This is a genomic window from Streptomyces montanus (genome assembly GCF_005786655.1).
In the GTDB taxonomy this organism is placed as follows: domain Bacteria; phylum Actinomycetota; class Actinomycetes; order Streptomycetales; family Streptomycetaceae; genus Streptomyces; species Streptomyces sporangiiformans.
On record NZ_VBZC01000045.1, the window covers coordinates 69,511 to 82,477 of the forward strand.

The following is a 12,967-nucleotide window of genomic DNA, read 5'->3' on the forward strand; positions in this document are numbered from 1 at the left end:
GAGGGACCGTGAGCGATGGGTAGGCGTGCGATGCTCGGGGAACGGCCCGGTTCTGTCACCATCTACACACTCTGAGTGACCGATCTCGGGCTCACCCCCCGACAACTTCATGAAGGGAACCGGACATGGGTCCCCATCCTGCGGTCGCGGCGATACGCCTGGCGGTGCGCCGCGTCCTCCACGACATCCTCAGCGACCTCACGACGCCCGTTGTCGTCGGCACAGCCGCCGCTGTCGACGCGCCGCACGAGCTTCCCCCCAGCTCTCGACCGCGCTCGAGCGGGCACGTACCCCCACCCGCGCCGCTCGTGCTCGTGGCGTGCTCCGGCGGCGCCGACTCCATGGCGCTCGCCTCCGCCCTCGCCTTCGAAGCCCCCAAACTCGGCCTCCGCGCCGGTGGCATCACCGTGGACCACGGTCTGCAGTCCGGCTCCGACCTGCGCGCCGAAGAGGTCGTCGGACGGCTCACCGAACTCGGCCTGGCACCGGTCGAGTCCATCGCCGTGTCCGTCGGCCGCGAAGGCGGACCCGAGGCCGCCGCCCGCGACGCGCGGTACGCCGCCCTCGACTCCGCCGCCGAGCGCCACGATGCCGCCGCGATCCTCCTCGGCCACACCCGCGACGACCAAGCCGAAACCGTCCTGCTGGGCCTCGCCCGCGGCTCCGGCATCCGCTCCCTGTCCGGAATGGCCGCGGTCTCAGGGACCGGCGGCCGTTACCGCCGCCCCTTCCTGCACCTCGACCGGCAGACCGCCCGCAAGGCCTGCATGGTCCAGTCGCTCCCCGTCTGGGACGACCCGCACAACGCCGACCCCGCCTATACGAGGTCGCGGCTGCGCCACGAAGGCCTGCCCGCACTGGAGAAGGCCCTCGGCAAGGGCGTGGTCGAAGCCCTCGCCCGTACGGCGCAGTTGTCCCGCGACGACGCCGACGCCCTCGACGCGTGGGCCGGCCAGGTCGAGGCCTCCGTGCGCGACGCCACGGGCCTCCTGGAGTGCGCCAAGCTGTACGTCCTGCCGCCCGCTGTGCGCCGCCGCATTCTGCGCCGAGCCGCCATCGAGGCCGGGGCGCCCGCCGGTTCGCTGTTCGCCCGGCACATCGAAGAGGTCGACCGGCTGATCACCGGCTGGCGAGGGCAGGGAGCCATCAATCTCCCGGGCAAGGTCGTCGCCCAGCGGCAGGGTGGCAGACTGGTGATTCGGCAAGGCTGAATCCGGGCACTGGAGTCGGCGGCCCTCTGAACGAGGGGCGTGGGCGGGCCTGAGCGGCCGTCATCAAAGCGGGACGACCGAAAGTGATGCGGGTGGACGCGAAAGACATGGGCACCGACCTCAAGTCGGTGCTCATCACCAAGGAAGAGATCGACGCGAAGCTGGCCGAGCTGGCCGCGAAGATCGACGCGGAGTACGCGGGCAAGGACCTGTTGATCGTCGGAGTGCTCAAGGGCGCCGTGATGGTCATGGCGGACCTCGCGCGTGCGCTCGCCACCCCCGTCACCATGGACTGGATGGCCGTGTCCTCGTACGGCGCGGGCACGCAGTCCTCCGGTGTGGTGCGGATCCTCAAGGACCTCGACACCGACATCAAGGGCAAGCACGTCCTGATCGTCGAGGACATCATCGACTCCGGTCTGACGCTGTCCTGGCTGATCTCCAACCTCGGCTCCCGCGAGCCCGCGTCCCTCAAGGTGTGCACGCTGCTGCGCAAGCCGGAGGCCGCCAAGGTCGCGATCGACGTGGAGTGGGTCGGCTTCGACATCCCCAACGAGTTCGTCGTCGGTTACGGTCTCGATTACGCCGAGAAGTACCGGAATCTGCCGTTCGTCGGTACGCTCGCGCCTCACGTCTACGGTGGCTGAGGCACTCTCGTAGGCAGTGGCGAACCCCACTCAACCCCATGAGGACGGTCCGGGAACCCTTGCGGGTTCCACGCCGTTGGAGCATGCGTGGACGGGATTGTCAGCCGGGCCGTGCGGCTTCGGGTGGCAATGCTGGGGTACCGTCCAAAGAACAGTCTTATCAAACTCACTATGGCAGGAGGGACGGGGCGGCACCGCTCCGTATGGATGGACGTGAAGCGATACTTCCGTGGGCCGGTCATGTGGATCGTGCTGGCCGTCCTTGCCGTGGTCGTGTTGATGCAGGTCGTCGGCTCGTCCGGCGGCTACAAGACGGTGGACACCGGCCAGGTCGTCCAGGCGATCAATGACAACAAGGTCGAGTCGGCCAAGCTGACCACCGGCGACGAGCAGATCATCAAGGCCGAGCTCAAGGACGGCGAGAAAGTCGAAGGCAGCTCGAAGATCCAGGCGAGCTACATCGACAACCAGGGCGAGAACCTCGCCGACACTCTCCAGAACAAGTACGAGGACAAGCAGATCCCGGACGGCTACACGGTCTCGCCGTCCAAGCAGAACCCGTTCGTCGGCATCCTGCTCTCCCTGCTTCCCTTCGTCCTGATCGTCGTCGTCTTCCTGTTCCTGATGAACCAGATGCAGGGCGGCGGCTCCCGGGTCATGAACTTCGGGAAGTCCAAGGCGAAGCTCATCACCAAGGACACCCCGAAGACGACGTTCTCGGACGTCGCGGGCTCGGACGAGGCTGTCGAGGAGCTCCACGAGATCAAGGAGTTCCTCCAGGAGCCGGCGAAGTTCCAGGCCGTCGGGGCGAAGATCCCCAAGGGCGTACTGCTGTACGGCCCGCCCGGTACGGGTAAGACGCTGCTCGCGCGTGCTGTCGCGGGCGAGGCCGGCGTCCCCTTCTACTCGATCTCCGGTTCCGACTTCGTCGAGATGTTCGTCGGTGTCGGTGCCTCCCGGGTCCGTGACCTGTTCGAGCAGGCCAAGGCGAACGCTCCGGCGATCGTCTTCGTCGACGAGATCGACGCGGTGGGCCGTCACCGCGGTGCCGGACTCGGCGGCGGTCACGACGAGCGCGAGCAGACGCTGAACCAGCTGCTCGTCGAGATGGACGGCTTCGATGTGAAGGGCGGTGTGATCCTCATCGCCGCCACCAACCGGCCCGACATCCTCGACCCGGCCCTCCTGCGCCCCGGCCGCTTCGACCGCCAGATCGCGGTCGACCGCCCGGACATGCAGGGCCGTCTGGAGATCCTCAAGGTCCACCAGAAGGGCAAGCCGGTCGCTCCGGACGTCGATCTGTCGGCCGTCGCGCGGCGCACGCCGGGCTTCACGGGTGCCGATCTCTCCAACGTCCTGAACGAGGCGGCGCTGCTGACCGCCCGCAGCGACAAGAAGCTGATCGACAACCACATGCTGGACGAGGCGATCGACCGTGTGGTCGCGGGCCCGCAGAAGCGGACCCGGATCATGTCGGACAAGGAGAAGAAGATCACCGCGTACCACGAGGGCGGTCACGCCCTGGTCGCGGCGGCCTCCCCGAACTCCGATCCGGTCCACAAGATCACGATCCTCTCCAGAGGCCGTGCTCTCGGCTACACGATGGTGCTCCCGGACGAGGACAAGTACTCGACCACGCGCAACGAGATGCTCGACCAGCTCGCGTACATGCTGGGCGGCCGCGCGGCCGAGGAGCTCGTCTTCCACGACCCGACCACGGGCGCGGCGAACGACATCGAGAAGGCCACGGCCACCGCACGCGCGATGGTCACGCAGTACGGCATGACCGAGCGTCTCGGCGCGATCAAGTTCGGCGGCGACAACACCGAGCCCTTCCTGGGCCGGGAGATGTCGCACCCGCGCGACTACTCGGAAGAGGTCGCGGCGCTCGTCGACGAAGAGGTCAAGAAGCTCATCGAGAACGCGCACAACGAGGCCTGGGAAATCCTGGTCGAGAACCGCGACGTCCTCGACCAGCTGGTGCTCCAGCTGCTGGAGAAGGAGACGCTGAGCAAGGAGCAGATCGCCGAGGTCTTCGCTCCCATCGTCAAGCGCCCGGCCCGCCCCGCGTGGACCGGCTCCTCCAGGCGCACGCCGTCCACCCGCCCGCCGGTGCTCTCCCCCAAGGAGCTGTCGCTGACGAACGGGGCGAACGGTGCCACGCCGGCGATCTCAGCGAACGCCGCCGCGGAGGCCGTGCCGGTGACCGACAAGGCTCCGGAGGAGCGGCCCGAGAGCTGACTCCGTCGGCCCCTCGGCGCCTCACCAGGCCCGGAATGAATGCCGCGCCCCCCAGGTTCTAGCCTGGGGGGCGCGGCATTGTATTGCCCGGACGTGAGACGCGCGGTGCGTACGCGTGAGAAGCACAGGAACGAGGCACCAGATGACCGACCCCGTGACGCTGGCCGGCGAGGGCACGATCGGTGAGTTCGACGAGAAGCGTGCCGAGAATGCCGTTCGAGAGCTTCTGATCGCGGTCGGCGAGGACCCGGACCGGGAGGGGCTGCGCGACACACCGGGTCGGGTGGCGCGGGCGTACCGGGAGCTTCTGGCCGGGATGCGGCAGGAGCCCGAGGACGTTCTGACGACGACGTTCGACCTGGGACACGATGAGATGGTCCTGGTCAAGGACATCGAGATCGTGTCCCTGTGTGAGCATCACCTGCTGCCGTTCCACGGTGTCGCCCATGTCGGCTACATCCCGGCGGACACGGGCAAGATCACCGGCCTGTCCAAGCTGGCCCGGCTTGTCGAGGTGTTCGCCCGCCGGCCGCAGGTGCAGGAACGACTCACCACACAGATCGCCGACTCCTTGATGCGGATCCTGGAGGCGCGTGGCGCGATCGTTGTCATCGAGGCCGAGCACATGTGCATGTCCGTGCGGGGCATCCGCAAGCCGGGCGCCAAGACCACGACCTCGGCCGTGCGGGGGCAGCTTCGGGACTCCACGACCCGTGCCGAGGCGATGAGCCTGATACTGGCTCGCTGACCCGACGCGAGGGGCGCGGAGAACGCGAGGAACGCGAGGAACGCCGCCGCGGAACGGTGGTCGTCACGACACGGGTGCTGTGCCGCCGTTGTGGTCGTCGTCCTCCGGGAGTTTGCAGACGCGCTCCAGGAAGAAGGCCGCCGCTATGACGGCGACGCCGGCCAGGACCGAGAAGCCGGCGTAGATGGCCTGATCGCGGCGGGCGGGGACGTCCAGGGACTCCAGCAGGAAGACGCCCGTGCCGCCGTACATGCCGGTGACGAGGGCGGCGACCAGGGCGCTGGCCTGACCGAAGACCACCGCTCGGGCCGCGACCAGCGGGTCGACGCCGCTGGCGCCGGGGTGCCGCTCGCGCTGGGCCTTGAGGCGGGCGCGCAGGGAGAGCGCCGTGGCCATGAGGACGACGGCGATCAGGGCCAGGACGATGGGGGCGGCGAGGGGGACCCGGGGCAGGGTGCCCACCGCGTTCCACAAACGGGCGCCCGCCCAGGACAGCACGCCCGCGATGACGAAGACGCCGGCGAGCGTCCTGATGCGCAGCTGTTTCACGATGCCCCTTCGTCGCGGCCGGAGATCACCGGTGGATCACTGAGGAGATCGCCGGCTTCTCCGGTCCGTCCGAAACCATGGTCCGGTAGACCTTAACGACTACTCGGGCAGCCGTAGTTCCAGGTCGGCGCGGGGCGCGACACCTTCTCGGGGGACGGCGGCCAGGAGTTGGGCCACGGGGCCACGGCCCGGGAGCTGGGCATCAGGCTCCACGTCGTGCCAGGGGGCGAGAACGAAGGCCCGCTCATGGGCGTGGGGGTGAGGGAGCGTCAGTTCGGGGTCGTCGGAGACCATATCGGCGTACGCCACGATGTCCACGTCGATCGTGCGGGGTGCCCAGCGCTCACTCCGTACGCGGTGGAAGGCCTCCTCGACCGCGTGCGCCCGCTCCAGGAGGGAGGACGGGGGGAGGGTGGTCTTCAGGACGACGACCGCGTTGAAGTACGTCGGCTGGCTGTCCGGTTCCACGCCCCAGGGCTCCGTCTCGTACACCGGAGAGACACCCTTGATCCGTACGCCGGGGGTGTCCTCCAGGGCGTCGATGGCGCCCTGGAGGGTCTCCAGCCGGTTGCCGAGATTCGAACCGAGGGAGAGCACGGCCGGCTTCGGGTTGTGCAGGGTCGTGTCGGCAGCGTCCACTTGCTCCACGACGGAGGCGGGCACCGGCTGTACGGTCGGGTCGCTCTGACCCTCGGTGAACGATGCAGTCATACTCGGCTCCGGGTGATGGTGACGGTCACGTCGTCGAAGGGGACGCTGATCGGCGCGTCGGGCTTGTGGACGCACACCTCGACCTGCTGGACCCCGTCGTGCTTCAGACACGCCTGGGCGATGCGCTCGGCGAGTGTCTCGATGAGATCGACGGGTTCGCCCTCGACGACGGCCACGACCTCCTCCGCCACGATGCCATAGTGCACGGTCTTCGCCAGGTCGTCGTCTGCCGCGGCCGGCCGGGTGTCCAGGCCCAGGGTGAGATCCACGATGAAGGTCTGTCCCTCTTCGCGTTCCTTGGGGAAGACACCGTGGTGCCCGCGGGCCTTCAGGCCGCGCAGCGCGACACGATCCACGCGAATCACTCCTGCAATCGTCGGTAACGGGGGGTCACTGCCACGTGTGATCGGCACACCAGCCTCATTCGAATCTACCTGCGGACACTGACAATGCTCGCTCTCGGGTGCTCGGCCCAGGCGGGGCCAGGAAGCTTCATCCGGTGTTTTCCTGGGGGAACACGACAGCACACGGGCTGGTAGCCGCCCCTACCCAGGGGCCCGTGATCCCAACCACTACGTGGCCCCTACCCACTCAGGAGGGCGTCTCGTCAGACTCTTCCTCGCCGGATTCGGCCAGCACCGGGGAGGCGTGGTGCGACCACAGTTTCCAGCCGTCGGAGGTACGGCGGAACACATTCGTGGCGACGACGAGCTGGCCCACGAGAGGCCCGAGTTCGTCGCTGTCCTCCGGGGCGGGGCCCCCGCTGAGGATGTTCTCGGTGCAGGTCACCAGGGCGGTGTCGGAGATGACGGACACATGGACGTCGGTCAGGAAGAACTGGATGTACTCGGTGTTCGCCATGATCAGCGCGTACGAGCGGAGGACCTCGCCGCGGCCGGTGAGGACGGGCCAGCCGGGGTGCACGCAGGAGACCTCGGCGCCCTTGTCGGTGTCTTCCTCGGGGTCCGCGGTGTCCGAAGGGACCGCTGTGTCCGCTGTCTCCGCGGGGGCCGCGGTGTGCTCGGCTCCCTCGACGTCCATGGGGGCCAGCCACAGCGACGACAGCTCCTCGAAGTCGCCGCGTTCCATCGCCTCGTAGAAGGCGGTGTTGGCCCGGACGACCTCTTCCACGTCGGTGCGGGGTGTGCTCACTGGGCTCCCTCTGCGGCCCGCGCGCCCTCCACGGCCCGGGCGACCCTGACCGCGTCGGCGGTGGCGCGCACCTCGTGTACGCGGACGGCCCAAGCGCCCTGGTGGGCGGCGAGTGCGGAGACGGCGGCGGTGGCGGCGTCACGTTCCCGGGCGGGCGGCGGAGCGCCTTCGGGGCCCGCCAGTACGCGGCCGAGGAACCGCTTGCGGGACGCGGCGACGAGCACGGGGTGGCCGAGGACCCGGAGGCGGTCGAGGTGAGCGAGGAGGGTCAGATCGTGCTCGGCCTGCTTGGAGAAGCCGAGGCCCGGGTCGACGACGACGCGGTCCGCGGCGATGCCGCCCGCCAGAACGGCCTCCACGCGCGCGTGGAGTTCGTCGACGACTTCGGAGACGACGTCCTCGTACGTCCCCTGGATGTTTCCCCCCTCCAGGAAGCCGCGCCAGTGCATGACCACGAAGGGGGCGCCGGCGGAGGCGACGACCGGGATCATCTCGGGGTCGGCCAGGCCGCCGCTGACGTCGTTGACGAGGACGGCGCCCGCGGCGAGGGACCGTTCGGCCACGGACGCGCGCATCGTGTCGACGGAGATGGCGACGCCCTCGGAGGCGAGGCCGCGGACGACCGGGATGACGCGCCTGAGTTCCTCGGCCTCGTCGACACGGGTGGCGCCGGGGCGGGTCGACTCGCCGCCGACGTCGACCAGGTCCGCGCCCTCCGCGACCAGCTCGAGGCCGTGCTTGACGGCGGCCGTCGTGTCGAACCAGCGGCCGCCGTCCGAGAAGGAGTCGGGAGTCACGTTCACCACCCCCATGACCGCGCACCGGTCCCACACCGGAAGACCTGCCACCTGGCCTCGCCCGCTCTTCTTGCTCATGCGTCCAGCCTAGGCCTCCGGCGGTTCGGCGGTTTCGCCCACGCGGGGTGCGCGTTCAGGTTGTACAGCGGGTGCGGGTTCCCTCCGGCGGGACTGCGGACTGTGTGGCCTGAGCGAGGGCCCGGGGGGTGAGCGGCCCTCGCTCAGGCCGGTCTATGCCGCCCGTACGCCGCTTTCCGTCATCCGGTGTGCGCACGGTGCCGGTGGTGCCGTCCTGCGGCGCAGGAGGCGCGGTATGGCGAGGTTCACAAAGCCTTCCGCCTGCATGGCCGCCAGGCCGATGCGCGGCAGGTCACGGGAGGAGCGGTACACGACGAAGCGGGGCTCCCAGCGGGGGCGGAACTTCGCGTTGAACTTGTAGAGCGACTCGATCTGGAACCAGCGGGAGAGGAAGACCAGAAGGCCGCGCCAGGCGCGCAGCACCGGGCCGGCGCCGATCTTCTCGCAGCGTGCCAGGGCCGAGCGGAACATCGCGAAGTTGAGCGAGATCCGCCGCACCCCCAGACGGGGTGCCGCCTGCAGCGCTGCCACGATCAGCAGCTCGTTCATGCCCGGGTCGGCCGCGCGGTCGCGGCGCATCAGATCCAGGGAGGCGCCGTCCGAGCCCCACGGGACGAAGTGGAGCACGGCCTTCAAGTCGCCGTACGGGCCCGGTTCGGCGTCGGACTTGTGGGCCGTGGCGATCAGGCAGTCCCCGTCGGCCTGGTCGCCGATGCGGCCGAGCGCCATGGAGAAGCCGCGCTCGTTGTCCGTGCCGCGCCAGGCCTCCGTGGCGCGCCGTATCCGGTCAAGCTCGGCGTCGCCGAGGTCACGAACGCGCCGTACCCGGGTTTCGTAGCCGGCCCGCTCGATGCGCTTCACCATCTGGCGTACGTTGCGCATCGCGCGCCCGGACAGGGAGAAATCCGCGACGTCCACCACCGCCTCGTCGCCCAGTTCGAGGGCGCCGAGGCCGGTTTCCCGCGTCCAGACCTCGCCGCCCGTCTCGGAGCAGCCCATGACGGCGGGCGTCCAGGAGTGGGCCTTCGCCTCGTCCATGAAGCGTTCGATCGCGCCGGGCCAGGCCTCGACGTCGCCGATCGGGTCGCCGCTGGCGAGCATCACCCCGGACACGACGCGGTAGGTCACCGCCGCCTTGCCGCTGGGCGAGAAGACCACCGCCTTGTCGCGGCGCAGCGCGAAGTGGCCGAGCGAGTCGCGGCCGCCGTGCTTCTCCAGCAGCGCCCGCAGCCGCAGCTCGTCGTCCTCGGTGAGGCGCGCGGCCGGGTGTTCCGGGCGGAAGGCCAGGTAGATCGTGGTGACGGCGGTCAGCAGGCCGAGCGCGCCGAGCGAGAAGGCCACCGTCCAGGACGTGTTGCCCTGGTAGTCGACCGGGCCCTCGAAGCCGAACAGGCCGTACACGACATGGGTGATGCGGTCCGCGAGGCTCGGGTCGCCCACCAGCCGGTTCGTGTGGACGCTGACGATGACCAGCCCGAGGAGGAGGGAACCGGCCCCCATGAGGACGAAGTTGGTGAGCGCGCGCCAGCGGCTGCGCGGGTCGGGCAACGCCGCGAACTCGCTCCGGTGACGTAGTAGCGGCACGAGGAGCGCCAGCGAGATGAGGACGCCGACGAGCGAGTGCCGGTAGGTGAACTGCGCGACGGCCCCGGCCGGAAGCAGGATCACGGCCGCCCGCCACGCCCGCCGCTTGTGCCGGCGCAGTCCGTGGGCCAGGAGCAGCAGCAGGACGCCCGCGCTGAGTGACAGGGCGGCGGCGAACGGGCCCAGTGCGCCGGGCAGTACCTCGGCGAGCGTGTGCATCCGGCTGTGCCGGAAGCGCGGGAAGACGCCCGCGGCGACGTCCAGGAGTCCCACCAGTGTGCAGGCCCTGGCGACCAGGGCGGGGACGGCCTCGGGGCGTGGGCCCCGAAGTAGGCGCCGCGGTCGGCCCGTTGTCTGTCGGCCCGTAGTCCGTTCCGGAACCTCAGTCGACATTTCGCCATCTATCCTGACAGACATCGCATCCCGTGGTTCTGCGAGAGACCTTGAATCCGGTGCCTTTCCGGCATCCGGCGACATTGCGCCCTCTAGGACGGTGTCTTGAGGCGCCCGGTTCACTCCGCTCCGGAAAGCCGTTTCAAAAAGCAGGGAAAGCGCTGGGCAAGAGCCGTGACGCAGATGACGGGAACGGCGGTGGCCCGGCCCTCGGACGGAAAGCGCAGGCAGAAACAGTCCATGGGTCTCACGAGCGACAAGGTGTTGGCACTCGCACTCCTCTTCGCGGTGCTGCTGTTCGTCGGCACGGTGTGGTTCTGGCCGCGGCTCGCCCGCCGCAACTGGCGTGCCGTGTCAGGGCGGATCGGCCTGCTGCTGGCCACCCAGGTCCTGATCTTCGCGTCGGTCGGCCTAGGCGCCAACCAGGCCTTCGGGTTCTACGCAAGCTGGGCCGACCTCTTCGGCCAGGAGTCGGGCCAGGGCGTGGTGGTCGACCACGACACGGGCGGCGGCTCGGGCGGCCCGCTCCAGGTCGTCGACACGCGGCAGGTGAACGTGACGGGCGGTGCGCGGCCGCGAGTCGGCGGCCAGATACAGAAGGTCGACATCGTGGGCCGGCGGACGCGCATCGCGACTCCGGCGCTGGTCTACCTGCCGCCCGAGTACTTCCAGCCGCGGTACCGCACCCGCACCTTCCCGGCCGTCACCGTCCTGACCGGCTATCCGGGCACGGCCGAGGCGCTCATCAAGGGCCTGCACTATCCACAGACCGCCCACCGGCTGGCCAAGAACGCCGCGGCCCAGCCGATGATCCTGGTCATGATGCGGCCGACGGTGGCGCCGCCGCGCGACACCGAGTGCGTGGACGTCCCGCGTGGTCCGCAGACCGAGACGTTCTTCGCCAAGGATCTGCCCGACGCCGTATCGGCCCACTACAGGGTCGGCAAGGAGCCGGGGAGCTGGGGCATCGTCGGCGACTCCACGGGGGGTTACTGCGCGCTCAAGCTCGCGATCCACCACCCGGAGACGTACGCCGCCGGGGCCGGCCTCTCGCCGTACTACAGGGCGCCGATCGACCCGACGACGGGCGATCTCTTCCAGGGGGACAAGGAGCTGCAGAACAGCGCCGACCTGATGTGGTACCTGAGGCACAGGCCCGCGCCGGACACGTCGCTGCTGGTCAGCACCAGCAAGCAGGGGGAGAGCAACTACAAGGAGACGCTGCGGTTCATCGACCTGGTGAAGGCGAAGAAGCCGACGCGGATCTCGTCGATCATCCTCGACAGCGGCGGTCACAACTTCAACACCTGGCGGCGCGAGATCCCGGCCACGCTTCAGTGGATGAGCGGGCGGCTCAGCGACCGGTGACGACGGCGTGAGACGGGGTGAAGCCTCCGAGGTGGCTGTGTTTTTACCGTGCGGGGCGCCAAGATTCGCCTACGCGCGGTAAGTTTCTGGCCATGCCACGTGGACGTCACCGCCATTCCCCACCTCTGCACCGGCTGCTGCCTCCCTCGGCGATCGCAGGCGTCTCCTTGATCTGTGCCGTCGGGCCCTGGCTGTTCTCGGAACCGATGGTGCTCCGAGGGCTGGCCGCGGGCGCCGCGGCCACGGCCGTCGTGGGCGCGGTCGTCATGCGTCGCTGGGACACGGCGGCGGGCAAGCGCGTCGCGGACCTCACGCGTGCGCGCGCGAGTGACGAGTGGCGCCACGAGGAGCGGGTCGCCGAGCTCGAGACCGACCTCGACGAGTCGCGCGAGCTGCGCACCAAGCTGGAACACAAGCTGCGCGCGAAGCGGTCGGAGCTGCAGGGCCTGCGCAACGAACACGCGGCGCTGCTGCGGCGGTACGCCACGGCGGAGACGGAGCGGGCCAGCGCGCTGGAGGGCCGCCGGCTGCTGGCCATAGAGTCCTCGGCTCCGGCTCGCGCGGCGCTGCCCGCGGGGGCTTCAGGGGATCTGGTGCCCGCGCAGTCCGGCGGGACGGAGCCGGGTCTTCGTCATGTCGCGGCGGAGGCGTCGGACCCGGCCGCGCCCGAGGCGACGGTTCCGACCGCCCGTGCCGCGGCTTCGGTTCTCTACGCGAAGGCCAATGCGGCGCTGGACCGGCTCGCCCAGGCGGGCGCCGCTCGCCTGGCGGAGGGTGCGCCTTGGTCGGACGCTACGGCGAAGGACGCTTCGGAGGGCGAGGCTTCTGAGGGCGACAGCCCTGAGAACGACGCTTCCGGGAGCGACAGCCCTGAGAGCGACGCTTCCGGGGACGACGGCCTTGAGAGCGAAGCTTTCGAAGGCGACGGCCCGGAGAGCGACGGCCTTGACCGCGACGCTTCTGAATCCGAAGGCGCCCGTCCCGGGAGCGACGCTTCGGAGAGCAACGCTTCCGAGAAGTCCGAGAAAGCGGATGACTCGTCCGCGGCGGAGGACGCCGCGGCGGAGGGCTCAGCGCAGAGCGGCCCGGCGGCGGGCGCATCCGTGCGGAGCAACCCCACCAACGGCGATTTCCCGAACGGCGGCCCCTCGAAGGGCGGTCGTCCCAAGGGTGCCCCCGTGAAGGACGGTGCCCGGAAGGGCGCGCCCACAGGAGGCGGTTCGCCGAAGGGCGGCTCCCGTAAGAGCGCCCCCGCGACGGGCGAGGCCGGGCAGGAGGGTGATTCGCGGGGGAAGCCCGAGGCGGTCGGCGGGCATGAGCGCGCGGCCGCCACGACCGCACCCACCCCCACGTACGCCGACGAGACCGCACGGCCGTCCGCGCTGACCACCGCGCCCGAAACGGCGCCCGCGTCGTCCACCGCTGCCGCACCGGCCGCCGCGGCCACGCCCGCCGCCGCGGCCGAGCTGAAGCCCGCCCCCAAGCCGA

General features: G+C 70.0%; 12 protein-coding genes. 6 read left to right on the forward strand and 6 right to left on the reverse strand.

Going from position 1 to position 12,967, the window contains the following annotated elements; genetic code table 11:
• Positions 1-125: 125 nt before the first annotated feature.
• The 4 genes from tilS (at position 126) to folE (ending at position 4,847) form a co-directional block, all read left to right on the forward strand.
• Positions 126-1,211 carry a tRNA lysidine(34) synthetase TilS gene (tilS, locus tag FE633_RS32735; RefSeq protein ID WP_138048797.1) on the forward strand — a complete coding sequence of 362 codons (1,086 nt, stop codon included), beginning with the start codon at positions 126-128 and terminating at the stop codon, positions 1,209-1,211.
• Positions 1,212-1,297: 86 nt separating this feature from the next.
• On the forward strand, positions 1,298-1,858 hold the full coding sequence (hpt, locus tag FE633_RS32740) for a hypoxanthine phosphoribosyltransferase (RefSeq protein ID WP_119101437.1): 561 nt from the start codon (positions 1,298-1,300) through the stop codon (positions 1,856-1,858).
• A gap of 207 nt (positions 1,859-2,065) precedes the next feature.
• A complete protein-coding gene (gene ftsH, locus FE633_RS32745) occupies positions 2,066-4,099 on the forward strand; it encodes an ATP-dependent zinc metalloprotease FtsH (protein WP_138048815.1) in 2,034 nt (677 codons plus the stop codon).
• 142 nt (positions 4,100-4,241) lie between these two features.
• Positions 4,242-4,847, forward strand: coding sequence for a GTP cyclohydrolase I FolE (folE, locus tag FE633_RS32750; protein ID WP_138048798.1), 606 nt, complete (start codon positions 4,242-4,244; stop codon positions 4,845-4,847).
• Positions 4,848-4,910: 63 nt separating this feature from the next.
• Here the strand turns inward: folE and FE633_RS32755 are convergent, their stop codons facing one another.
• The 6 genes from FE633_RS32755 to FE633_RS32780 form a co-directional block, all read right to left on the reverse strand.
• Positions 4,911-5,396: a DUF3180 domain-containing protein gene (locus FE633_RS32755; protein WP_138048800.1), complete on the reverse strand. Its 486-nt coding sequence runs from the start codon at positions 5,394-5,396 to the stop codon at positions 4,911-4,913.
• Between the two features lie 99 nt (positions 5,397-5,495).
• A complete protein-coding gene (gene folK, locus FE633_RS32760; RefSeq protein ID WP_138048801.1) occupies positions 5,496-6,107 on the reverse strand; it encodes a 2-amino-4-hydroxy-6-hydroxymethyldihydropteridine diphosphokinase in 612 nt (203 codons plus the stop codon).
• On the reverse strand, positions 6,104-6,463 hold the full coding sequence (gene folB, locus FE633_RS32765) for a dihydroneopterin aldolase (protein WP_138048802.1): 360 nt from the start codon (positions 6,461-6,463) through the stop codon (positions 6,104-6,106). Before folB ends, folK begins: the two co-directional genes overlap by 4 nt.
• Positions 6,464-6,698: 235 nt before the next feature.
• Positions 6,699-7,259 carry a nuclear transport factor 2 family protein gene (locus tag FE633_RS32770; RefSeq protein WP_138048803.1) on the reverse strand — a complete coding sequence of 187 codons (561 nt, stop codon included), beginning with the start codon at positions 7,257-7,259 and terminating at the stop codon, positions 6,699-6,701.
• Entirely contained in the window at positions 7,256-8,134 is an 879-nt protein-coding gene (gene folP, locus FE633_RS32775; protein WP_138048805.1) for a dihydropteroate synthase, read from the reverse strand. The genes FE633_RS32770 and folP overlap by 4 nt, the downstream gene beginning before the upstream one ends.
• 153 nt (positions 8,135-8,287) lie before the next feature.
• A complete protein-coding gene (locus FE633_RS32780) occupies positions 8,288-10,111 on the reverse strand; it encodes a phosphatidylglycerol lysyltransferase domain-containing protein (protein WP_138048806.1) in 1,824 nt (607 codons plus the stop codon).
• 240 nt (positions 10,112-10,351) lie between these two features.
• Here FE633_RS32780 and FE633_RS32785 point away from each other — a divergent pair, with 240 nt between their 5' ends.
• Both FE633_RS32785 and FE633_RS48795 read left to right on the forward strand, forming a co-directional pair.
• The gene (locus FE633_RS32785) at positions 10,352-11,479 is read left to right on the forward strand and encodes an alpha/beta hydrolase (RefSeq protein WP_138048807.1); all 1,128 of its coding nucleotides are present in this window, start codon (positions 10,352-10,354) and stop codon (positions 11,477-11,479) included.
• A 92-nt stretch (positions 11,480-11,571) separates the two neighbouring features.
• Positions 11,572-12,967, forward strand: a 1,396-nt coding sequence (locus tag FE633_RS48795) for a coiled-coil domain-containing protein (protein WP_246113942.1), incomplete at its 3' end; no start/stop codon positions are given.